The organism is Hymenobacter sp. NBH84, from assembly GCF_014217645.1.
GTDB lineage: Bacteria > Bacteroidota > Bacteroidia > Cytophagales > Hymenobacteraceae > Hymenobacter > Hymenobacter profundi.
In genome coordinates, this window is sequence record NZ_CP043644.1 from 1,898,142 (window position 1) to 1,920,502 (window position 22,361).

Annotated in this window: 27 protein-coding genes; 9 read left to right on the forward strand and 18 right to left on the reverse strand. The window is 56.4% G+C overall.

The window, feature by feature from the left end; all coding sequences use genetic code 11:
- Window positions 1–170 precede the first annotated feature (170 nt).
- Window positions 171–848, forward strand: a complete 678-nt coding sequence (locus F1C16_RS07985) for an IS1595 family transposase (RefSeq protein WP_185281262.1) — start codon at window positions 171–173, stop codon at window positions 846–848.
- Between the two features lie 21 nt (window positions 849–869).
- On the opposite strand, the gene F1C16_RS07990 is transcribed toward F1C16_RS07985, so the two are convergent.
- The 13 genes from F1C16_RS07990 to F1C16_RS08050 form a co-directional block, all read right to left on the reverse strand.
- A complete protein-coding gene (locus F1C16_RS07990; protein WP_185283793.1) occupies window positions 870–1,532 on the reverse strand; it encodes a DUF1919 domain-containing protein in 663 nt (220 codons plus the stop codon).
- A gap of 248 nt (window positions 1,533–1,780) precedes the next feature.
- Entirely contained in the window at window positions 1,781–1,966 is a 186-nt protein-coding gene (locus F1C16_RS07995) for a hypothetical protein (RefSeq protein ID WP_185283794.1), read from the reverse strand.
- A gap of 12 nt (window positions 1,967–1,978) precedes the next feature.
- Entirely contained in the window at window positions 1,979–2,212 is a 234-nt protein-coding gene (locus tag F1C16_RS08000; protein WP_185283795.1) for a hypothetical protein, read from the reverse strand.
- 276 nt (window positions 2,213–2,488) lie between these two features.
- Window positions 2,489–2,749, reverse strand: a complete 261-nt coding sequence (locus F1C16_RS08005) for a hypothetical protein (protein WP_185283796.1) — start codon at window positions 2,747–2,749, stop codon at window positions 2,489–2,491.
- Between the two features lie 173 nt (window positions 2,750–2,922).
- Entirely contained in the window at window positions 2,923–3,135 is a 213-nt protein-coding gene (locus F1C16_RS08010) for a hypothetical protein (protein ID WP_185283797.1), read from the reverse strand.
- Window positions 3,136–3,546: 411 nt separating this feature from the next.
- On the reverse strand, window positions 3,547–4,128 hold the full coding sequence (locus tag F1C16_RS08015; protein WP_185283798.1) for a hypothetical protein: 582 nt from the start codon (window positions 4,126–4,128) through the stop codon (window positions 3,547–3,549).
- 400 nt (window positions 4,129–4,528) lie between these two features.
- A complete protein-coding gene (locus tag F1C16_RS08020) occupies window positions 4,529–5,185 on the reverse strand; it encodes a hypothetical protein (protein WP_185283799.1) in 657 nt (218 codons plus the stop codon).
- Complete coding sequence (locus F1C16_RS08025; RefSeq protein WP_185283800.1) at window positions 5,186–5,482, reverse strand: hypothetical protein; 297 nt, start codon at window positions 5,480–5,482, stop codon at window positions 5,186–5,188.
- A gap of 12 nt (window positions 5,483–5,494) precedes the next feature.
- Entirely contained in the window at window positions 5,495–5,803 is a 309-nt protein-coding gene (locus tag F1C16_RS08030) for a hypothetical protein (protein ID WP_185283801.1), read from the reverse strand.
- A gap of 211 nt (window positions 5,804–6,014) precedes the next feature.
- Entirely contained in the window at window positions 6,015–6,212 is a 198-nt protein-coding gene (locus F1C16_RS08035) for a hypothetical protein (RefSeq protein ID WP_185283802.1), read from the reverse strand.
- 1 nt (window position 6,213) lies between these two features.
- Window positions 6,214–6,630, reverse strand: coding sequence for a hypothetical protein (locus tag F1C16_RS08040; protein WP_185283803.1), 417 nt, complete (start codon window positions 6,628–6,630; stop codon window positions 6,214–6,216).
- Window positions 6,627–6,839 (reverse strand): hypothetical protein, encoded by a 213-nt coding sequence (locus F1C16_RS08045; RefSeq protein ID WP_185283804.1) that lies wholly within the window; start codon window positions 6,837–6,839, stop codon window positions 6,627–6,629. Before F1C16_RS08045 ends, F1C16_RS08040 begins: the two co-directional genes overlap by 4 nt.
- Window positions 6,836–7,099 carry a hypothetical protein gene (locus F1C16_RS08050; RefSeq protein WP_185283805.1) on the reverse strand — a complete coding sequence of 88 codons (264 nt, stop codon included), beginning with the start codon at window positions 7,097–7,099 and terminating at the stop codon, window positions 6,836–6,838. Before F1C16_RS08050 ends, F1C16_RS08045 begins: the two co-directional genes overlap by 4 nt.
- 355 nt (window positions 7,100–7,454) lie before the next feature.
- Between F1C16_RS08050 and F1C16_RS08055 the strand changes: the two genes are divergently transcribed.
- From F1C16_RS08055 to F1C16_RS08065, 3 genes are all read left to right on the forward strand, one after another.
- Complete coding sequence (locus F1C16_RS08055) at window positions 7,455–7,811, forward strand: hypothetical protein (RefSeq protein WP_185283806.1); 357 nt, start codon at window positions 7,455–7,457, stop codon at window positions 7,809–7,811.
- A gap of 145 nt (window positions 7,812–7,956) precedes the next feature.
- Window positions 7,957–8,145, forward strand: coding sequence for a hypothetical protein (locus F1C16_RS08060; protein ID WP_185283807.1), 189 nt, complete (start codon window positions 7,957–7,959; stop codon window positions 8,143–8,145).
- A gap of 65 nt (window positions 8,146–8,210) precedes the next feature.
- Entirely contained in the window at window positions 8,211–8,516 is a 306-nt protein-coding gene (locus F1C16_RS08065; RefSeq protein WP_185283808.1) for a hypothetical protein, read from the forward strand.
- A 231-nt stretch (window positions 8,517–8,747) separates the two neighbouring features.
- On the opposite strand, the gene F1C16_RS08070 is transcribed toward F1C16_RS08065, so the two are convergent.
- Both F1C16_RS08070 and F1C16_RS08075 read right to left on the reverse strand, forming a co-directional pair.
- The gene (locus F1C16_RS08070) at window positions 8,748–9,158 is read right to left on the reverse strand and encodes a response regulator (protein ID WP_185283809.1); all 411 of its coding nucleotides are present in this window, start codon (window positions 9,156–9,158) and stop codon (window positions 8,748–8,750) included.
- A gap of 18 nt (window positions 9,159–9,176) precedes the next feature.
- Window positions 9,177–11,282 carry an ATP-binding protein gene (locus F1C16_RS08075; RefSeq protein ID WP_185283810.1) on the reverse strand — a complete coding sequence of 702 codons (2,106 nt, stop codon included), beginning with the start codon at window positions 11,280–11,282 and terminating at the stop codon, window positions 9,177–9,179.
- Window positions 11,283–11,427: 145 nt separating this feature from the next.
- Between F1C16_RS08075 and F1C16_RS08080 the strand changes: the two genes are divergently transcribed.
- Window positions 11,428–12,036, forward strand: coding sequence for an Arm DNA-binding domain-containing protein (locus F1C16_RS08080; RefSeq protein WP_185283812.1), 609 nt, complete (start codon window positions 11,428–11,430; stop codon window positions 12,034–12,036).
- An 8-nt stretch (window positions 12,037–12,044) separates the two neighbouring features.
- Window positions 12,045–12,767, forward strand: a complete 723-nt coding sequence (locus F1C16_RS08085) for a hypothetical protein (protein ID WP_185283813.1) — start codon at window positions 12,045–12,047, stop codon at window positions 12,765–12,767.
- A 249-nt stretch (window positions 12,768–13,016) separates the two neighbouring features.
- On the opposite strand, the gene F1C16_RS08090 is transcribed toward F1C16_RS08085, so the two are convergent.
- Complete coding sequence (locus F1C16_RS08090; protein WP_185283814.1) at window positions 13,017–15,206, reverse strand: glutamine synthetase III; 2,190 nt, start codon at window positions 15,204–15,206, stop codon at window positions 13,017–13,019.
- 390 nt (window positions 15,207–15,596) lie between these two features.
- Between F1C16_RS08090 and F1C16_RS08095 the strand changes: the two genes are divergently transcribed.
- From F1C16_RS08095 to F1C16_RS08105, 3 genes are all read left to right on the forward strand, one after another.
- Complete coding sequence (locus tag F1C16_RS08095) at window positions 15,597–17,453, forward strand: LTA synthase family protein (RefSeq protein ID WP_185283815.1); 1,857 nt, start codon at window positions 15,597–15,599, stop codon at window positions 17,451–17,453.
- Between the two features lie 73 nt (window positions 17,454–17,526).
- Window positions 17,527–18,864 carry a tRNA (N(6)-L-threonylcarbamoyladenosine(37)-C(2))-methylthiotransferase MtaB gene (gene mtaB, locus F1C16_RS08100; protein WP_185283816.1) on the forward strand — a complete coding sequence of 446 codons (1,338 nt, stop codon included), beginning with the start codon at window positions 17,527–17,529 and terminating at the stop codon, window positions 18,862–18,864.
- Window positions 18,865–19,048: 184 nt separating this feature from the next.
- Window positions 19,049–20,098: an aldo/keto reductase gene (locus F1C16_RS08105; RefSeq protein WP_185283818.1), complete on the forward strand. Its 1,050-nt coding sequence runs from the start codon at window positions 19,049–19,051 to the stop codon at window positions 20,096–20,098.
- Window positions 20,099–20,215: 117 nt separating this feature from the next.
- Here the strand turns inward: F1C16_RS08105 and F1C16_RS08110 are convergent, their stop codons facing one another.
- A complete protein-coding gene (locus tag F1C16_RS08110; protein WP_185283819.1) occupies window positions 20,216–21,133 on the reverse strand; it encodes an AraC family transcriptional regulator in 918 nt (305 codons plus the stop codon).
- A gap of 189 nt (window positions 21,134–21,322) precedes the next feature.
- Window positions 21,323–22,318, reverse strand: a complete 996-nt coding sequence (locus F1C16_RS08115; RefSeq protein ID WP_185283820.1) for an aldo/keto reductase — start codon at window positions 22,316–22,318, stop codon at window positions 21,323–21,325.
- Window positions 22,319–22,361: the final 43 nt, after the last annotated feature.

Genomic DNA, 22,361 nt, shown 5'->3' on the forward strand with positions numbered 1-22,361 from the left:
TTAGGTAAGAAGTGATGCAAAACTGCCGGTAGCGGAGGCTGGCAAAAAGGACACAAAAAAGCCGCCTGCTTACAAAGCAGGCGGCTAGGAGAATGGCCGCTTTGTGCTACCTTCTATTATTCTAGGGGCTTAGGAAGCAAAAAGCGAGGAATGGGGCATAACTTCCTGTTATGCAGCAAACTAACCGCTATTATAAGTGCAGCAAAATTTCCGAGGTCAAATTTCGCTACTTGTTGCGTCTTTTCGCGCTGGATTTGACGGCTTCGGACGCGGCCCGGCTGACGGGTCTGAGCGTACGCGCGGTCAACGACATATACCTGCGCCTGCGCCACCGGCTGCTAGCTTGCAGCCCGGTGCCGGCTGACCTGGACGGGGCCGTCGAACTGGACGAGAGCTACTTCGGCCCGCGGCGCGTACGCGGCAAACGGGGCCGGGGAGCGGGGGGTAAAACCATTGTCTTTGGCCTGTTCAAACGCGGGGCTCAGGTATACACGGAAATCGTCCCGGATTGCTCGAAAAAGACCCTGCAAGCTATTATTCGGGGTAAGATTGATGTCACGGCGATGGTCAACACCGATGGCTGGCGCGGCTATGATGGCTTGGTGGACGTGGGCTACGACCGTCATTTTCGGGTGCATCATGGGCAGAACGAGTTTGTCCAGGGAGCCTCGCATATCAACGGGATTGAATCATTTTGGAGCTTTGCCAAAGCCCATCTGCAACGCTTCAAGGGCGTGCCCAACCATACGTTTTTACTACACTTGAAAGAGGCCGAGTTTCGCTTCAATCATCGCCACGAAGACCTGTACAAACTCTTACTTAAATTGCTTCGTCAACAGCCCCTCTAATTAGTTTTGCTTCCTAAGCCCCTATTCTAATACGAGCAGCTTTCTAGCTATTTTATATAGGCTGCCTGTGCGAAGCTTACCTGTATTCAACCAAGTTGTGAGATCAAATGCCTGCATAGATACTGCAAACTGCAACAGACCATCGGTGGTATAATGCGGCACAACTACAGCGGACTTAATTCCTTCTTGCGACTCTTTCAGCAGGGTAAGCTTCTTCGGATAAGGCAACTGGTCGAATTGCTGTACAAGCTCTGCTGTAGCGCCGTCCTTGCTACCGTCAAACTTCGCAATTAAATTATCCCACACAATGCGAGCGCAGCGCCGTGCCCACTTCTCGCGGGCTTCTTGCTCTGAGTGATAATGCAGGAATTGAATTTCTACATCTCCTCCCACCAGTCCGATCGGATGCGGCTTGATTGCGCGGTGTTGGTTGACGGCTTCATGGCGCGATACTGCCACGAACACGACGTTTCCATCCAAGTAGCGCTGAGGGTTTTCAAGCAAGCGCAGATAATCTTCGGCTACTAGATACAGGCCGATACAGGGTGTATTCCACAGCAGATTATAAAACTTATATACTTCTGCTCCCCAGCAGTCATTTGATATGAGTGTAAAGTGGCGATTGCGCAAAAGAGCCCGCTGCAGCAGGCGGCCCGCTCGGGTTCGGAAGGTATAGAGGGCCATAGGGGTATGAGCGTATAAATAAGTGCACTAGCCAAGACGTATGCCTATCTGATCTAACCAAACCTATTGTGAGTAATAAAGTTTTAATTGCGGACAAAGAACTTCCAAGCCAGGTAGCTGAGCATACCCAGCACAGCAGCCAGCAGTAAGAGAAAAACGATAGCGGGCAGTTCGAGCATTACTTAAATCGGCTGGGCTCCGCATCAGCGTCGCGTATATATTGCTCGCAGAAGGGCCGCAATAGCTGGTCAAACAGCTTGCGCAGGAAAAAACGGTTGGAGCATCAGCGGCTCCGGCTTTTCCTCTAAATAACCCGGCCAGTCGCCTAAGCCATTTTCCAGTAGGGGCAGCGCCTCGGTTTCGCCAGTAACATAGTTGATAGCCGTCGTGCTCGTGAGCTGCCGGTAGCGCATGACACCGGTTTCGGGGTCCACGGCGCGGCTTCTTTATGCAATAAGAATATCGCTACGCTTCACGTGTTCTAAGCGTTCTGCTTTCGTGCCGTCTGCATGGGCAGCATACGCGTCCAGTGATAGCGGCATACGAACGGTACTGGAACCATCTGGATGATGGTATATAGCAAACTTCTCATTGCAGGCGACCTGCTGGTAAGTGGTGGCGCTGCGCGTGTAATCGATTACGTCCACCTCAACGGGTTGGTTATGGTAGGCTACAAGCATTATTTTACAGTAAGTAGGATTTCATTTTCACTTCTTCTTCCACTGATAGCGTACGGTTATAGACCAGCACTTCGCGAAACGCTACGGTACCATACCTGCCTAATTCAAATGTCTTGATAGGCAATGGGTAGGCGTTGCTGGTAAACTGTGTTAATTGGTCTTTATTGGCGGAGAGAGAGCCAGCAGTACCCCCACCGCCTAGCGTAGCATACAGCACCATTTTACCTCTCCCTCGAACAGATGAGCCTTCTCCGTAGCCAGAGCCTGCGTATATCTTCAGGCGGTACTACTGCCACCAAGTCCGGTATAAATCATCAAGGCCAGATTATCCTGGTAGGAACTAATTGCACGGATGAAACTAACGTCGTAACTCGCTTTTGAGTAGGTGTTTATGTCGCAATCCAGCAAGGCTATAATGGTGAGGGGAAAACCTATGTCGTAGGCAAGTGCCCCCACCAGTTGCGCACCGTTCACCAGCTCAACATACGTTTCGCTGTTTTTTGTCACTAGCGCCCCCGCTCCGCTTAGCGCGGGCATAGACGTATTTAGTATGGAATTGCGCTACGTCAGCGTACCACCTGCGCTTGTTGCGTTCTGGCTGGGTAGCTCATAGTGGCCAATAAGCCCATCTTTTACAACCTTTTGTGGGGAGGACATGGCGGGCGTCAGGGTTGATGCTGCCAGCCCCGCAAAAAACATTCTTCTTAGGCTCATCCCAGTACGGTTATATAGTAGTCGATCGTGCTGTCGGCCGCCACGCAAAACGAATACACATGCCCTTCTCCCGCCGTGAATACGGCGCTGGTTAGCTTGGTAAAGCCAGCGCCGGGTATGGCAGGCTCCGTAGCGCTAACGCCTAATTTGATCCGCACCACCCGCCCTACTTTCGCCCCCGTCACGTCCACTGTGAAGGTGGTGTTCACGGGCGCGTATTCGGCGTGCTTGGCGAACGTTACTACGGTGGTTGTGCGGGGTCTCTACTTCGTACTTTGCGGCTGCCTGGGCGGCCGTTTCATAGGCGCTCAGGTCGGTCGGGGTGCCCGCATTACTCTCGCCTCCGGTGTTGGTATTCTGATAGGCCACCTCACTGGCCAGCCCCGACTGCCATTGGCCGCGGTAGCGCACATTGTAGAAATACAGCTACCGTGTCCGTGGGTACTGAAACGAGCTGCACACTGGTATCCTGACAAACCAGTTCGCAATTGTGCTACCGGATGAGGTTATATTGCTTATCAACTGTTGCGGGCGTACTTACCCAGGCAAATACAGGTGTGTTGACCGTCTCAATGCGCGTGTTGTTGCGTAGCGTGAGCTGTGCACAACGGTTGTAGTTGTTATATATTACGCGCTCTGGACTCAAAATAGATGGTGTTCGCGGGCGCGTACGCCTGCACGTTATTCAGCACGTAGGCGTAGAGGCCGAGCTGGCTGGCGTTCTGAAAGCCATTATGGATAATGTTGCCCTCGTGGCGCAAATTGCGCAGCACCAGCGTCGCGCCGTCAATCGGGCCGTACCAATTGACGAGCTCCTTGAGCGTCCCGCCTTCGATGGTCACCGTACGGGCCGCATACGAACCGGTATGCACGTATGCATTGCGCACGGTCCACACGGTGGTACACGAAAGGCGGACGTGCAGGCTTTTCTCGAACAGCACATCATCGGTGGTAGAGCCAAACTCGCCGCCGCCAAACGTGATTACATCCCCTGCCGCTGCCTGTTGTTGGGCCAGGTAGAAACTATCGTAGTACCGACGACGGCCGTCGAAGGCAGATAGCACCTCAATCCGACCAACGGACACGGCACAATCGAATAATAGCCTCCAGTTTGGGCCGGCAGTCGGCACCGCGTAGGCCTCCATGTCGCGCAACGACAGCCAACGCTGCTGGCCTATCCAGTAGGCCCAATTGCGCTTCACTTGCTGGAACTGGTAGGGAATATATGCCCCCGTCCTGGTAGCCCAACTCAGGAAAATCCAGCAGCTGCCGCCACTGCGGTCCTGCCACTGGCGCGGTGCTCACGCTACCGGCCTCCAGCACTTGCCACAGGCCTGTTCCCGAGCGAAACACGTCTCCTTTGGTCACGAGCAGGGTATCAGGCGCCGTGGGCACCACTAAGGGGCCCCGGTAGTTCCACGCGGTATCGGCCAGGCCGAACGTGTTGGCCGTGTCGAGTGCGAACTCGCGCTGATCCGCCTCGCCAATCTCGAAGTTGTCATTGTCGCGGAAGCGCGTCTGCCACTTCAGCTTATAAGCAGGGAGGGGTTGCTTTGCCGTAGATACGGCAAAGCAACCCCTCCCCTACGCCTCGAAAAAGGACTATACTATCTCGTAGCCGAGCTTAAAGCCGGATTTGAGGACGATAGACTTGCCCGCCGGCACCGTGGCCAGCAACTGCCCGCTGGCCGTGCGCAACTGCACCGAGCCATCACCGCTACCCTGCAGCTCGCCGAGCTCTAGCCCGCGCTCCGATACGAGCCACGAGCCCAGGGAGGGCCGCGCCACGCGCGGCGTCTCCCCTTGCAGTGTCCAGTCGTAGCCGTTGCGGCGGCTCTCCGTACCGGCTGAGTAGGAGTAGCTCAGCTCCAGTGGCTCAGCGGGCGTGCCTACGAGCTGCACCTGGCCGTTCAGGCGCGGTACAGGGCCACGTACTGGCCGGCCGGCAGCGGCTCCAGGCCCGTGGCCAGCGTGGCGCGGAATAGCGCCCGTGAGCTTCTGCGCCTGCACGGTTCCCTGGCGCGGGAGGGTCTTCGGTTTCTGGTCGTAGCTCAGCGAGCCGCACGTGCTCAGCAGCTGGTACCGAGTAGCGCCCTCTATCAGGTCGAGGGCGGCGATGCGCAGCTCGCCCAAGGCGGGCCACGAGCGGAAGTTGCGGGCCGGCGTGTACCACACCGCGGCCAGGCCGCCAATGTTGTCTTCGCCGGCTGCCGCGTTGTAGAGATTGCGCGGGCCGAAAGGGTCGAATGCGAAGGCCATTTAGCGTGCGAAGAGCGTGAGCGGCGTCTGCATAAGTTTCTGACGCAGAGCCAATACGTCGGCGTAGCGGGACAAACCCACCGGTTTGTGAGACAAATCCACCGATTCCTGGGACAAAACCACCTTTTCGCGGGACATTTTTCCTACCGATTTCGGGCGCTTATTTTTCAGCTCCTTCACGTTCACGTTGCGCTGCACGGCCTTGCGCAGGGTCTCGAACTGGATGTCTTCTTCCAACAGGTCGTAGCCGGCCATGAAGTCGAGGATGACCTCGCGGATGGTGGTGCGCCGGTTCACGAAGTTGCGGATTCAGGTGTAGAGCTCCTCCTTCAGGGTCTCGTCCACAAAGTCGTTGAACTGGAAGATGGAGTAGTCGGTCAACTCCGTCAGCCCGTACTGGTGCACGGGGAAGTTGCGCAGGTCCACCTGCAGCGTCTGGGTGCAGCCCTCGCGGCTGCCCGCGTGCCAGAGCTTGCCCTTCACCTGGCGGCGCAGCAAGTGAAACAGAATCTTGCCGAAGCGCCCGCTGGGGTTCAGCACGTAGGGCTCCACGCCCAGGTGCAATAGCAGGTACTTGCGCACGTGGGGCTTCACGGGAAAATCCAGGGTCTTTAGCATCGGTCTGTCTTTGAAAGATTCAAACCTAGCCAAGTAGCGAAAAGCGGGAAAGGACGGGCGCTGGGGACCGCCAAGGAGTATTGACTGGGTAAGGGTAGCGGCACTACCTCTCGAAATTATACAGGAATCATATACTCTACAATATAGCTAATTACCAAAGCTATACCAAACCTCTGTCCTTACCCCTGCGCGGTAGGCCCCTAGCTGCCGATCAGCCTCTGGCCAGGTACTCCTGCATCGACTCCGTATCGAGTATACCCGAGCAGACATCGGCCCGAAATTCCAGCTCCCGATCAACCAGGCGACATAGCAGCTCATCCTCCTTCCGACTGCTGCGCAGGCCACGCAGATCGAAGGCGCTCATGGTTTCAAACTGTCCTTTAACAACTTGCGTATCGTAGAGAATCATATCATAGGGAGAAATAAGAGGTGAGACGTTGCGCCTTCTGGTCGATTTTGCCCAGCAGGTTCCAGAGCGCCAGGCGCTGGGCACTGCCCGGACCCTCGTCAGGCAATTCACCGGCCAAATAGAGCGTGCGCAGCAGCAACAACTCATCGAACTCCAGCTGCCACGTGCGCGGCCTGTGCTGGAAGCAGCGTTTCATCCCATACCTGAGCCAGGTGCCGGTGAACATCTTGCTTAGGCGCGTGAGCAGGCGGGTGGCCGGCTTGAGGCGCAGGGCCTCGTCGGTGCTCAGACCGCGCGCGCTGCTTTGCTGCGCCAGGTGGTAGAGGTAGTGCTCCAGCGACTGTTTCAGCGCCAGCGCCTCATGCCGCTCAACATCAATTCTCTGGTCGAGGTGGCGCAGGTTCATGGCCTCCATCATGGCCTTGGGATCGGTAGCGTGTAGACATGGAGGTTTTCCAGGATGTGCTGCGCGGCCACCATGCGGGGCTCCCGCTCCTGCTCACGGCCATAGGAGAACCAGCGGGTGCGCTCCTGCATCTGCTGTAGGTCGTTGCGGAGCGCGTACTCCGTGAAGAAGCTCGTGTAGAACCTGACCCACGAGGTGGTTTCAGCGTCTAGCTCGGTCATTGCTCGAATAGGTCGAACTGTGTGCCGGGCCGCGGGGCCGGGCGCTCGATGAAAAAGAGTTGGTCCGTGGAGCCCGCCCGCTGCCAGGTGCCATCCGGCTGCTGCTCAAAGTCGTTTAGGTAGGCCGTGGCCCGGCCCACGCCGGGGCGCAGGTCCTCGCACAATAGGTGCAGGCGCCGGCCCTCGGCCGTGAGCTGGCGGATGCGGTAGGGCCCGGTGCTGTAGCTGGTGCGGATTACGTCGCCCTCGCGCAGTATCATCTGTTCCAGCTGCCGCGCTCCTTGCGCAGGATTTCGGGCCGGCCGGGGGCCTGGTTGTCGTAGATGATGGCGCGGGCCACCTTCGCCCCCATCTTGTCGATCATCTTCACCAGGCCGCGCAGGCCGTAGTCGCGCGGGTCCTGCACCTCGTAGCGGCCGCTGCTGTCGAAGCTGTAGTAGTCGCACTGGCCGGGCGTGCCGAGCGCGATATGGCCCGCGCCGAGGTGGCCAGCCTACGCCAGCAGCTAGAGCTCGCATAAGCCCTGGTTGCCGCGAAGGAGGAAATGCTGGTGCTGCTGCGGGGTAGCCGAAATCGGGAGAATTAGACCACACTAACAGTTTTTTACAACCCTTTATGATTAAAAAGTTACTTATCGGCTTTGCCGTAGTATGTGTACTCATCGGCATTTTCAAACCCAAAGAGGAAATGAGCTTCGCTCCGAAAGTCTTTGCAAACAGCCTAGGCATGTTCATTACCAATACTGACAAGTTCGCTTTAAAGCCTGTAAGCGGCAAGGCAGTATTCTTCCTCAAAGTAGCCGCGCTGGATACTGCTCATCGTTTGGGTCTGCGGTGGTACCAGTTCGCCACTAAAGAGGGCGGGGCCTACCCACACAAACTCATGCAAGCGGAGAAGGTGACTGTCGAGGTGATGGGACCAGATAGCATATCTGCTGAAGCTACCTTTGACATTGATCCTAACGCCATTTGATAATTGAACGCTAAATATGCTCACTCAGCTAAGTGGAAAGTAGCCCTAAAAGCCGCCGATATCGAAGCTACTGCGCGGTGGGCATAATCGGTCGAATTAATTAATTAATTAATTAATAACAACTAATTTTCCGAATATTTGTATCATGTACATTGAAAAGGTTTTAAGTTTAAATAATGGGTGGGATTTTCTTAACAAGAATAAAGAGGCAGAATTATTAGAGGTTGAGCAAGCGCTTCTTTTACTAAACGAAAGTGTGTTAAAAGAAGCCATAGAGGGTATTACAGAAGAAGACGGCGACAAAGATGAGGATGTAGAGTACATAGGCTATTAAAAATAAATGACAACTTACACGTATTTATAATAAAATACCTTCCCAGACTTGTCGCTTTTATTAGCTTGATATCTATATTTTTATATTTCACTAAGCTTTATCAAGCCAATATCAGCAATGTAAAATACTATCAAAACGAAACAACTAGTATTGAAATAAAATTAGCAGCTATTCATACATCTATCGAGTTTGGAGATCAAGCCACAACTAATAATATAAATATAACCTACGCTAACACAGAGAGGAATTATTCAAATAACAAAGGCGAAAAAGAGGGCAATAGCCCAGACATAATTACTACTTACTCCGATAATGTTAAGGAAATTTTAGAAAAGTTAACAAAACGGACATCTACCATAGGAATTGATTAGCACATTATAAACTAACTAATGTGGATTTAACTTAACATAACTCGTCCTAACCCCCAATTAACGTAGCGCCAAAATGCAGAAGCTCATGCTGGCTTCTGCATTTTGGCGCTACGGAAGTTCACCGCAGGACAAAACTCAACATGAGGCCTTCTCTTATTCATCTTATTTTCCACTGATAGAAAGAGAACTTCCGGTATTGCAGGCTCCTGCTATTAGGCTACCAAATGTCACCTATTCTGCTGGCAGCTGCCGCTGAAAATGAAGCCTCAGCAACGTATCAATCTTCTCACGGTTAAGCGGTTTGCTAGCGAGTCCGGCAATCGGTAAATCATCGATGCGCTCTAAATCGCGCGAATCCATCGACGTGGTGAGCACGATAACTTTGGTGGCGTCCTGCTGCGCTTGCGGCAGGCGCTGGTAGGCTTCCAAAAACGCAATGCCCCCCATCCCCGGCATTGCCAAGTCGAGCAGCAGCAAGGTGGGTACGTAAGGCGGCTGCTGGGTAAGAAGCTCAAGTGCCTGCTCCCCGCTCGTGGCCACGCGGATATCGTGGCTTACCTGCAACTTGGTAAGCAGGGTCTCATGGATGAAATTGGTGGTATCGTCGTCATCAACGAGCAGAATATGCGGGAGTTTTTCCATGGGTATAGAGTGGCGACGTTACGCGCGCCGCGGTAACGTCACTGTAAAGGTTGAGCCAACGCCGAGCTGGCTGTCTACCGTGATGGTACCGCCTGCGTTTTCGACTGTTCGCTTAATTAAATAAAGGCCTACGCCCGAGCCCTCCACGTGCGTGTGCAGGCGCCTGAACATGGTAAACAACTGGGCTTGCTGCGCCTCACTTAGGCCCAGACCATTATCTTGTACTTCGACCACTAGGCGCGTCGGCAGGCACTGGGCGCGCACCTGCACGCGTAGCTCGCGGTCGGGAGCACGGTACTTCACGGCATTGCTCAGCAGGTTGAAGAACACACTGCGCATACTCTTCACCGGGAAATGAATGCTGGGGCAGTCTTCTACCGCAATGTGAAGGTCGGCGTGGCTGCTTTCCAGTAGCGGCAGCAAGTCCAGACGAACCTCTTCCAGAATACTAGCCAAGTGCAGCGTCTCCGGCCTCTGTAGCTGCCGAGTAGCTTGCAGCCGCGACACCTCCGTTAGGTGCTCTACGGTCTTTTGAAAGCGCGCGATGGAATTGTCTATCATGCCGACCAGACGCGGCACCATGGGCTCCTGCGCTTCGGTGGGCAAATACTCCCGCAGAGCGTCGATTAGCCCCTCAATGTTGGCAATGGGCGATTTCAAATCGTGCGAGGCCGCGTAGACAAACGTGTCCAGATCCGTGTTGATGTGCTGCAGCTGCGTATTCGACCCGAGCAGTTCTTCATTCGTCGCCTGCAGTTCCTCGTTGATGGCCGCTAGCTCCTCGTTGAGTTGCTGTACCCGTTCCTGCGCTGCTTCCGTTTGCTGGCGCGCGAGCATTTGCTCCGTCACATCCACGGCAAATACCAAGATGCTCACCGTACTCCCCTGCTTATCGGTGAGCGGTTCGTAGACGAAGTTCAGATACTGCAACTCTTGCTGCCCAGTAGCTGCGTTATAGAGATAGATGGGCACTTCCTGCCCAATGTAGGGCATACCAGTGGCGTATACTTGATCCAGTATGCTGATAAACCCCTGCTTTACTGCTTCGGGCAACACCTCTTCCACAGGCAAATTCAGCTCGACGCGGCCGGCGGAAAGCTGGTGGAATAGCTCGTTGAAGAACGTGAAGCGGTGCTCCGGGCCCGTGAGGGTCGCAATGTAGGCCGGCACATTGCTCAGAATCTGACTTAGGAGCGCCTGTTGCTCCGTCAGCTGACGCGTGCGCTCCCCCACGCGGGCTTCCAACTCGTAGTTGAGCTGTTCGACCTGCTGACGCGCGCGCACCTGCTGCGTCACTTCATTGGCTACCACCATCGCCCCATTGATGCTACCATCGGCGGCGTACATGGGTACGTACACAAAGTCCCAGTACACAGTCTCCCGTTGACCGTTCCGATCGTGCTGCGCTTCCATGGCGCGGGCCACGTGGGGCACGCCGGTCGCCATCACGCCGTCAAGTAGCTCTTCATAGCCCATACCGGCTACCTCCGGCAAGGCTTCAAATAAGCCCTTGCCGAGGAGCTGGTCCCGAGTGCGTCCCCAGAGCCGGGCCACCGTGGAATTGGCCAGCTCAATGATATAATTCGGTCCCCGGTACACGGCAATGGCTATTGGGGCTTGTTCAAACACGCGCTCTAGCTCGCCTCGTTGGCGCTCCGCCTCGGCACGGGCGGCCTTTTCCCGAGTCTGACTTTCACGCAGGGCATCTTCTACGGCCGTGCGGGGCCGGTCATTGTTATCGGTAAAGTTGACGACCAACACCTGCTCGTAGCGCTGTGCAACGAGCATGAAATAGCCATCCAGCCCGTCGTGCTGGTATATATGTTGCCAACGCGTGACCTCGCCCGAGAGAAAGGCCTCGCAGTAGAACTTAAACACGCCCTCCTCTTTAGTCGCAGGAAAAAGCGTCAGCAATGACTCACGCGGGTGCTCAGGTAGGCGTAACTGCTTTTTTGCCAACGAATTGAGTGCTACATAGGCAAAGTCAACAATGGTGTCGCTGTCTGCAGCGTAGCAGGGGCGCAGCAGCATAACACCGGTTTGTGCTGTTTCCATCAGCACCCGTGATAAGCCTTCTAGGTGAGCACTATCGTTTGGCAGAGCCGACGCAGATAAATCAGACATAGTAGGGGGAGCATACACGACGAGGCGTACGAAGGTAACATATGCTTCTTTTTGTATGTGCAGAATTGCGCACAATCTGTTGCCCACTGCTATGGGAAGGCTCGTGTTTTATAAGTAGAGGCCGCTTCTGCTTATACTTGCCCGCATGGAAGTTACCCGCGAGTTACAAAAGGATAAACTCAACAAAAAGGGCCTCGCTCCTATTCAGCTTACCTTTTATTGGGAAGGCAAGCGCCTGCGCCTAGCCTCGGGCGAGCGGTACCAGCCCGAGCACTGGAACCCCAAAACCTCGTTGGTGCGCGACAAGCCCGGCGCCTACGCCGAGCAGCGCAACCTGGTGCTCCAGCACTGGACCGAGGCCGCCCACAACGCCCACCGCGACGCGGCCGTGCGCGGCCAGCGCCTCACCGCCCCGCAGATGGAAGCCGAGATTCGCCGGTGCTACCTGCTGCTAGCTGGCGACACGGACAAGCAGCCCGACGCCCCCGGCCTACCCCTGCTCGACCCACCGGCCCCTGATCTGCTCACCACCATGCAGCAGTGGATCGAGCACCAGCAGAGCAAAGTCTCGCTGCGCAGTGGCAAGCCGTTGGAAAAGAAGACCATCAGCGCCCTGCTGCGCACGCGCCGCGAGCTGGAAGAGTTCAGCGAGCAGGCGCGCTACCCGCTCACCTTCGCGGGCATGAACCACGAGTTCTACGCCAAATTTCAGCGCTACGTGCTCACCACGCGCGGGCACAGCTCAACACCCTGAGCGCGCACGTGAAGCGCCTGAAGGCCTTTCTGCACTGGAGCGAGCGGCAGTACATTCCCGTCAACCGCCGCTACCAGGATTTCGAGGCGCCCGAGCGCTACCGCGGTGTGGATGCCCTCACCGAGAACGAGCTGCTGCGCCTAGCCGCCGTGGACCTCACCACGCCCCAGGTGCGCGCCTACGTGGCCGAGCACTTCGAACAGGCCGAGCGCGCGCTGCCCGGCGGCCGCCCCATCGTCACCCTCGACGAGCACCACCAGCGCCTGCAGCACGTGCGCGACAAGGTGCTACTCTGCTGCTACCTGGGCCTGCGCCTGGGCGACGCCAACCGCCTGGCCCCCGAGCACCTGGCCGGCGAAGTGGTCCGCATTCACGCCAACAAGACCGGCGTGCTCTGCGTCATCCCCTACTTCGACGACGACGTGTTCCGGCCCGTGGCTCTTATCGAGCAGTACGCCCCGCTGGGTCTGGCCACCTGCCTACCCTACATGCGCGAGATCTACGACTATCTGCCCCACGTGCAGCACTTGGCGGGGCTCACCCGCATTCCGCTCTCCACGCGCCTAGGCCGCAAGACCTTCGCCACGCTGAAGATTTACCAGGGCATTCCCAAATCGCAGGTGATGCTGGCCACCGGCCACACCACCGAGAAGAGCTTCAACCACTATTTGGGCATCGACGAGCAGGAGCTGGTACAAGCCTACCGCAAGACTGCCCGCCGGGTGGCCTGATGGAGTCCCAATGGGTGGCGTAAATACCCCAAAAAGGGTGGCGTAACGGGTGGCGTAACCGCGCTATAAGTTGTTTTTGGCTGCTATACGCCGCAAACGAAAACTCCCCATACGTGGCGTATGAGGCGATTCGGTATAATCCCTTATAGCAGGGTCAAAAAAAAAGGCGCCCCACCCGGAACGCCCTTTTCGAAACCAAAACCGAAGAAAATTCCCACCCAACTTCGGTTTGGTTCTGTGCTGCTGATATTAGTGCCGGAACAAAAGTTCGCGGTACTTCACCAGCGGCCAGTCCTCATCGGCCACCATCAGCTCTAGCTTATCGGTAGAGCGGCGGATGGTGTCGAAATGTGCTTTCACTGTATCGCAGTAGGCAATAGCCCGTGCGTGCGTATCTTCCAGCTTGTTGGCTACTTTGCGGCTGTTAGTCATCGCATCCACCTCAGTTTTGATAGTGCTGATGTGGCGCGAAATAGCTTTGATGGTGTCTACCGTCACCTGCGAGTGCTCGTCGTCGAGGCCCAGTTCGCGCAGGCCGCGTACATTCTCGATCAGTTTAGTCTGGTATGCTACGGCCGTCGGGATGATGTGGTTGATGGCCAAGTCACCCATCGTGCGGCCTTCAATCTGAATCTTCTTGATGTACTCCTCCAGCAGAATCTCGTGGCGAGCGTGCAGCTCTACCGTCGAGAAGATGCCGTGACGGGCAAACAACGCTTCGGCATCGGCGGTTACCAGGGCGTCCAGCGCCTGGGGCGTGGTGCGCACGTTGGGCAGACCGCGACGAGCGGCTTCATCTTCCCACTCCTGCGAGTAGCCGTTGCCCTCGAAGCGAATGGCTTTCGAGGAAATCACGTATTCGCGCAGTACGTCTACAATGGCAACTTCCTTCTTTTTGCCTTGCTCAATCAACTCGTCTACTGATTTTTTGAACTCAATCAGCTGATCGGCTACCACGGCGTTCAGGGTAGTCATGGCTGAGGAGCAGTTGGCCGAAGAACCTACCGCCCGCAGCTCAAACTTGTTGCCGGTGAAGGCGAAGGGCGACGTACGGTTCCGGTCGGTGTTATCGAGCAGGATAGCTGGAATCTTGTCGATACCCAGTTTCAGGTAGATATTGTCGCCTTTGTCGAGCGGCACCTTGGCCGTGCGCTCCAGCTCGTCGAGTACTGAGTCCAGCATCGAGCCTACGAATACCGACATGATGGCCGGCGGGGCTTCGTTGGCACCCAGGCGGTGGTCGTTGCTGGCCGAGGCGATGCTGGCGCGCAACAGTGCACCGTGGGTGTGTACGGCCTTAATTACGTTGACGAAGAACGTCAGGAATTGCAGGTTTTCTTTGGGCTTGCGACCGGGGGCGAGCAGGTTAACGCCCGTATCGGTGCTCATTGCCCAGTTGTTGTGCTTGCCCGAGCCGTTTACACCAGCAAATGGCTTCTCGTGTAGGAGCACTTTCAGATCGTGCTTCTCGGCCACCCGATCCATGATGTCCATCAGGAGCTGGTTGTGGTCGACGGCGAGGTTGGCATCTTCGAAGGTAGGCGCGCACTCAAACTGGTTGGGGGCTACCTCGTTGTGACGGGTACGCAGCGGAATGCCCAGCTTGTTGGCTTCCTCCTCAAAGTCCAGCATGAAGGCGTGCACCCGGCTCGGGATAGAGCCAAAGTAGTGGTCTTCAAGCTGCTGGCCCTTGGCCGGCGCGTGGCCGAATAACGTACGGCCGGTCAGCACCAGGTCGGGGCGGGCGTTAAACAGCGCTTTATCTACCAGGAAGTATTCCTGTTCGATGCCCAGTGTGGTGTTTACGCGCTGTACGTCCTTGTCGAAATACTGGCAAACATCTACAGCAGCCTTTTCCAGGGCAGCCAGCGACTTCAGCAGCGGGGCCTTATAGTCGAGTGCTTCACCGGTGTAGGCCACGAAAATCGTGGGGATGCAGAGCGTTTTGGCACCAGCTGTTTCGATGATGAAGGCAGGCGAGGTAGGGTCCCAAGCGGTATAGCCGCGGGCCTCGAAGGTATTGCGGATGCCGCCGTTGGGGAACGACGAAGCATCGGGCTCCTGCTGTACCAGCGCCGAGCCTTTGAAATTCTCAATTGGCCGCCCGTCGGAGTTCAGATCGAAAAACGAGTCGTGCTTCTCGGCAGTGGAACCTGTAAGTGGCTGAAACCAGTGCGTGTAGTGCGTAGCACCCTTAGCCATAGCCCAGGTCTTCATAGCTGCTGCTACGGCATCGGCTACGGAGCGCTCTACGGCAGCACCCTGTTTGATGGCATTCTGAAGCTTCTTGAAATACTCGCCGGGCATGTTTGCCCGCATTGCATCCAGATTAAAGACGTTTTTACCGAAGTTATCGGAACGGCGCTCGGCGGAAGTGAAGACCGGCAGCGGCTGACGCGTGTCAGCTAATTCAAGAGCTTTGAAACGAAGAATGGCCATGTAAGAAGTTAAACAGGATACGTTTGGCTGATGACGGGTGGTGTTAGCAAAGGTAAAGCAGCATTTTTCTAAATACCAAACCTATACCCCCTTATTTTTTCACCCCTTTTTCAGAAAAATCCTCACTTATTTCCACAGGCACCATAAAAAATACCCCACCTACCAACTAAAACGTTTGAAATATAAATCGGTACCCAACATGTGCTTTCTCTTATATATATCCGGAAACGTTTGCGGTTATTTCACTGGGCAAAATATTTTCTAAAGGCTCCCATTATTTTTCCTTCAAGCCATTGCCAGCAAATACAATAGCTCGCTTTTGAGGCTTAGCACAGCCCATACTTTTCTATTGTAGTAAGCATCCAACGCTCGGCGCGCTACTTTTGCGCTGTGAATACTACCCGTTTTGCATTTCAGCCCCGTTACTTTCTGTTCTGGCTACTTTTTTTCGTTGTTGCCAAGGTTCTTTTTCTGCTTTATCAGTGGAGTGACACTACTTCGCTATCGCTAAGCACCATTGCCCAGGTTTTTGGCTATGGTTTGCGGCTGGATGCCTCAGCCACGGCGTATGTGTGTCTCCTACCCTTTGCGCTGCTTACGCTGGGCAGCCTATTAGGACCTGCCTTTCCGCAGGAGCGCCTTGTGCGTGGCTTCTCGGCGGTGGCGGGTGTCGTCGTATCGTTCTTGTCAGTAGCCGATTTGGCCTTATATAAAGCCTGGGGGTTTCGGCTTGATACCACGCCGCTACAATATATAGACACCCCCGGCGAGATGGCAGCTTCTGCCGCTTCGGCTCCTCTGCTGTTACTGACGACCTTATTCGCAGCCCTGCTCGTGGTAGGCTGGCTCCTATATAAAGGAGTGGTAGGCCGACTGGCTCCCCTACCCCCGCACGATGGCCGGGGACGAGCCGCATTGATTGGCCTATTATATATGCTGCTGCTGATCGTGCCACTGCGGGGTGGCGTGCAGCAGATTCCGATAAATCAAAGCGACGTATACTTCGCGCCGCAACTGTTTGCCAATCACGCGGCCGTGAATGTGCCCTGGAACGTGATGAACTCGCTGTTCCTCCAAAATGCTGGGCCCAATCCGTATCACTTCATGCCTGATACCACGGCTGCTCGCCGGGTTGCGGCGCTGTACCGGCCAGACGTTACCATGTTGCCGCCGCCTACCCTGCTGCGCACGCAACGGCCCAACCTGCTGTTTATTATTCTGGAAAGTTTCACGGCCAAGCTGGTAGGCAGCATGGGTGGCGAGGCCGGCGTGACGCCTACCCTGGACAGCCTGAGCCGCACGGGCGTACGGTTTAGCCACATCTATGCGGCCGGCGACCGGAGCCAGAAGGGTTTGGTGGCGCTGCTCTCGGGCTACCCCAACCAGCCTACCACTAGCATTATTAAGTATCCGCGCAAAACCGAGCGGCTGCCCCAGCTGGTAGGCTCCTTGCAGGCGGCCGGGTATTCCTCGCACTATTATTATGGTGGCGAGCTGGCTTTTGCCAATATGAAGAGCTACCTGGTCGCTGGCGGCTACGATGCGCTGACGGAACGTGCCGACTTCCAGCCCGATGAGCAGAATTCGAAGTGGGGCGCCCACGACCACGTGCTGTTCCAGCGCATCCTCACCGATTTGGAGCACCAGCGGCAGCCCTTCTTCGTGACGGCCTTCACGCTCAGCAGCCACGAGCCGTTTGATGTGCCCATGCGCCCGCGCTTTCCCGGCACCAATGAGGCCAACCTGTTCCGCAACTCCGTGTACTACACCGACCACGTGCTAGGCCAATTTCTGCACACGGCCCGCCAGCAGCCGTGGTGGGACAATACGCTGGTGGTACTGGTAGCCGACCACGGCCACCCGCAGCCCGGCAACACCCCTAATTACGCCCCGGAGAAGTTTCATATTCCGTTGGTGTTAACGGGCGGCGCCCTGCTTCCCGCCGCGCAGGGAAAAACCATTGATGTAATGGGCTCGCAGACAGACGTAGCGGCCACGCTGCTGGGACAACTGGGACTACCAGCAGCCCCCTACTCTTTCAGCCGCGACCTGCTACGCCTGGCGGCGCGCTCCTTTGCGTTCTACTGCTTCACCGACGGCTTCGGCCTGCTCACTCCACAGGACACCGTGCTATATGACAACGTGGGCCGTCGTGTGATTTACAAAACGCCCGGCACCGCAGCTTCGCAGGTACAGTTGGGGCAGGCCTATGAGCAGGTGTCGTTCGAGAATTTTTTGCGCAAATAGCAGGTCCTATAACGCTTCCTTCTTACCTCCATTATTCCATTCAGCGCCTGCGTCGTATCTTTGCGGCTTGCTTATGGAAACCAGGAAAGTTGCCTTTTACACGCTGGGCTGCAAGCTCAATTTCTCCGAGACTTCCGCCATTGGGCGACAGTTTGAAGAGTATGGCTTCGAGAAAGTAGCCTTTGAGGACGCGGCCGATATTTACGTTATCAATACCTGCTCGGTCACGGACCATGCCGACCGCAAATGCCGCAAGGTGGTGAAAGAAGCCCTCAAGCACAATCCCGAGGCTTTCGTGACCATTGTAGGCTGCTACGCGCAGCTCAAGCCGCAGGAAATTGCCGAGATTCCCGGCGTGCACGCCGTGTTGGGCGCCGCCGAAAAATTTCGGCTGGTGGAAACGCTCGCCGGTTTTGAGAAGCCTACCACCGGGCCGGGGCGCGTGTACGCTTCGCCCATCAGCGAGGCCACCGAGTTTCACGCGGCCCACAGCTACGGCGACCGGACGCGCACGTTCCTGAAGGTGCAGGACGGCTGCGACTACTCTTGCTCGTTCTGCACCATCCCGCTGGCGCGGGGCCACAGCCGCTCCGATTCGGTGCAGAGCGTAGTGGAGCGCGTGGAAAAGCTGGCCGCTACCGGCGTGAAGGAAATCGTGCTGACGGGTGTGAACCTGGGCGACTTTGGCCTGCAAGGTCCGGAACGCGAGCGGCGGGAGGACTTCTACGACTTGGTGCGGGCATTGGATGAGGTGGAAGGCATCAACCGCTTCCGCATTAGCTCCTGCGAGCCCAACCTGCTGTCCGATGAGATTATCCGGTTTGTGGCGCAGTCGAAGCGGTTTGCGCCGCACTTCCATATTCCGCTGCAATCGGGCTCCAATAAGGTTCTGGGCCTGATGCGCCGCCGCTACCGCCGCGAGTTGTACCAGGAGCGCGTGCGCCTAATCAAGGAAGTGATGCCCCACGCCTGTATTGGGGTAGACGTGATTGTGGGCTTTCCTGGCGAAACGGAGGCTGACTTCCTCGACACGTACCAGTTTTTGAATGAACTGGATGTGAGTTATTTGCACGTGTTTCCGTACTCGGAGCGGGCCAATACCTTGGCGCCTACCCTACCCGGCCGGGTGCAGGACCGCACCCGCCACGAGCGTACCACGCAGCTGCGTAGTCTGTCGGAGAAGAAAAAGCGCTTCTTCTACGAGCAGCACGCGGGTCAGGAAGCCGAAGTGCTGTTTGAGGACGACGTGACCAACGGCCAAATGGAGGGCTTCACGCCCAACTATATTCGCGTGACGGCTAAGTACGACCCGTTGCTGGTGGGCGAGCTAAAGCGCCTGCGCCTCACGGCCGTCACTTCCCAAAATTTAATGGAAGCAGAGGAATTGGGGATAGAGGTTTTTCAGCACTAGCCCATCCAACCTGCTAAAACGCGGCAAGGCGCGGGGTCATTGGCAATTACTGCCGTGGCTCCGCGCCTTATCACGTTTTGTGTAGCAGAAGCAACGGTTTGTGTTGTATCAGCGCCGGGCCACACCCCGACCTTTGTCGCACATCGGCCGTTATAGGTCAGCACCCTACCTCACTATTGTCTCTATGAACCTCACCGATTTTCGCACAGTGGGCCGATCCGGCCTGCTGGTTAGTCCGCTTACCTTGGGCACCATGACGTTTGGCACGCCGCGTTGGGGCTCCTCTGATGAGGTATCGCGGGCTATTTTTGATGCGTATGTTGATGCCGGCGGCAACTCCATTGACACGGCTAATGTGTACGCCAAAGGCCGCAGCGAGGAGTTGGTAGGCAGCTACATAGCCGAACGCGGCCTGCGCGACCAACTGGTACTGGCCACCAAGTTCGCTTTCAACACCGCGCCCGGCAATCCACACGCCGGCGGCAACGGCCGCAAAAACATCTATCAGGCGCTGGAAGCCTCGCTGCGCCGCCTTCAAACCGACTATATTGATCTGTATTGGCTGCACGTATGGGATATGGTGACGCCCGTGGAGGAAGTGCTGCAAACGCTGGGCGACCTGGTGCGCGCCGGCAAAATCCGCTATTTCGGCTTTTCTGATGTTCCGGCGTGGTATGCCGCCAAAGCCGCCACGCTGGCGCAGACGCACGCCGTGCCCGGCCCCATCGCCATGCAACTGGAGTATTCACTCGTGGAGCGGCATATCGAACAGGAGCACGTGCCCGCCGCCCGCGAGTGTGGCTTGGGCGTTCTACCCTGGAGCCCGCTGGCAGCTGGCTTTCTGGCCGGCAAATACCAGCGCAACGACGCCGGCACGACCGGCGAAGGCCGACTAAGCGGCAGCAATCCGTTTGGCGATTCCAAGTTCACGGACCACAACTGGCGCGTGCTCGACGCTCTGCGGGCAGTGGCGGCGCAAGTTGGCCGGCCGCTGGCCCAGGTAGCGCTGGCTTGGGCCACGGCGCAACCCGGCATTACGTCGCTGATTCTGGGTGCCAGCAGGCAAGAACAGCTACACGACAACCTGGCTTCACTGGCCATCACACTCACCCCCGACCAGCTCCGGCAGTTAAACGAAGCCAGCGCCCTACCCCCGGCCTTTCCCTACGGCATCTTCACGCCGACCGTAAACAAGAGCATTTTCGGTGGCAATTCTGTGCAGGGTTGGCAGTAGCTTTTATTTGGATTTCAGGCTATTACCCTACTACCAACGGAATCTGTTAGCGCGACAGTTTCCGTCGGTAGTTGTGCATTCTACCTCACCGTGTAGCATGGAATGGTAGGGCTTGCACTACTGCACTGAAAATCGAAATTCAGCCGGCGTGAGGCCGGTTTTGCTTTTGAATAGCCGACTGAAATACTGCGGATACTCGAAGCCCAGCTGAAAGGCTGTTTCGTTGATACTTAGAGAAGTGGACAGTAGTATGCGCTTGGCTTTTTCGATCAAGGCCTGGTGAATGTGCTGCTGGGTGCTTTGCCCGGTGAGGGTGCGGAGCATGTCGCTGAGGTAGGCCGGCGATACGTGCAGGGCATCGGCGAAGTACTGCACGGTAGGCAGCGGCTGCTCGCCGTCGTCCTGGGCAAAGTAGGCCGTCAGTAATGCCTCGAAGCGGCTGAGCAGGTCGTGCTCGGCGGTGCGGCGGGTGAGGAACTGACGGTGGTAGAAGCGGTTGGCGTAGCTCAGCAGCACATCAAGCTGCGACACCAGCACATCCTGACTAAAGGCATCAATAGGTTGTTCGCATTCTCGCCGTATCCCGTCAATTAGCCCAGCCAACGCACTTTCCTCGTGGGCCGCGAGGTGCAAAGCCTCGTGCACCTGGTAGGAAAAAAAGCCGTAGCTGGTGATTTTCTTCCCCAGCGGATACTTCGCCAGCAAATCAGGGTGAAAGACCAGCATCCAGCCGCTCAGCGCCGAAATATCCAAACCGTCGTTGCCTTCGCAGAGCTGGCCGGGCGCATAGAACCCCAGCACCCCGTTGCTGAAATCGTAGCTCTGCCGGCCGTATTGCATCTGACCGCGCAGGTCTTTCTTTAGGGCAATGATGTAGAGCTGCCGCAACGCCGGCGTAGTGGGCGGCGTGAGGTGGCGCGTTTTCTCCAAGTCGATTACCGTTAATAACGGGTGCACCGGCTCGGGAAACCCAAAGTGTCGCGTAAAGTCGGATACGGACGCCAGCAACTGAAATTCTCTACCAGTAGGCTTCATAAGTCAGATAAAAGTAGAATCGATAGACTGAGTTGCTCAGCACTGCTCACCAAGAAAGAATGCTGGAGTCAGGCAACGTAGAAAGGCACTCGTTGGCATCTCTACCAAACTGGAAGCTGCGTTGACATTACTAAAATGCCAACGCAGCCGCAATGTTTTCCAGGCTGGGCGTATTGCCCGTTGTTTCTCTTATAGCCCCTCTGGGTAGGCCGCGCCGGCCGCACTACCTACTGGCATGATGGCTTCTATCTCAGCTAATTCATGCTGGGTTAGCTCGATGCTGGCGGCGGCCACGTTCTGCTCCAAGTACTTGCGGCGCTTGGTGCCCGGAATCACTACTACATCTTGGGCCAGCACCCAAGCCAAGGCGAGTTGCGCAGCCGTGACGCCTTTTGCCTGAGCCAAAGCTTGCAGCTTCTCTACCAACTCCAGGTTTTTGTAGAAGTTTTCACCCTGATAGCGCGGGAAGAAACGGCGCGAGTCGTTGGGCTCGAAGTCGTCGGGCGTTTTGATATCGCCGGACAAAAAGCCCCTACCCAATGGCGAGTAGGCCACAAAGCCAATGCCCAGTTCGCGCGCCGCCTGCAACGTGCCCTTTTCTTCTACTCCACGGTCGAAGAGCGAATATTCTGTTTCCAGCGCCGAAATAGGGTGCACTTGGTGCGCTCGGCGCAGAATGTCGGCGTCTACCTCGCTTAGCCCCAGGTAGCGCACCTTGCCTTCCTCTACCAGCCGGCTCATAGCGCCTACGGTATCCTCAATGGGCGTATTCGGGTCGAGGCGGTGCAAGTAGTAGAGGTCTACGTAGTCGGTGCCCAGGTTGCGCAAGGAGCGTTCAATGGACTTGCGCACGTATTCGGGGCGGCCGTTATAGCCGCCAGTCCAGTTCTCCTGATCGTCTACCTCGAAACCGAACTTCGTGGCGACGATATACTTATCGCGCTGGCCAGCCAGGGCTTTGCTGATCAGCCGTTCGTTGAGCATGGGACCGTATAAGTCGGCGGTGTCTAGCATGTTTACGCCCAGCTCCAGGGCGCGGTGCAGGGTTACCAGGCTTTCCTGCTCATCGGCTTCGCCGTATACGCTCATGCCGTTGATGCCACCCGTCATGCCCATGCAGCCCAACCCTTCGACGGGCACTTCCAACCCCTGGCTACCCAGGGCTACTCGTTTGATACTGCTCATGATGTTATACCTAAATGTTGAACTATCTTTTTGCTCTACAAAG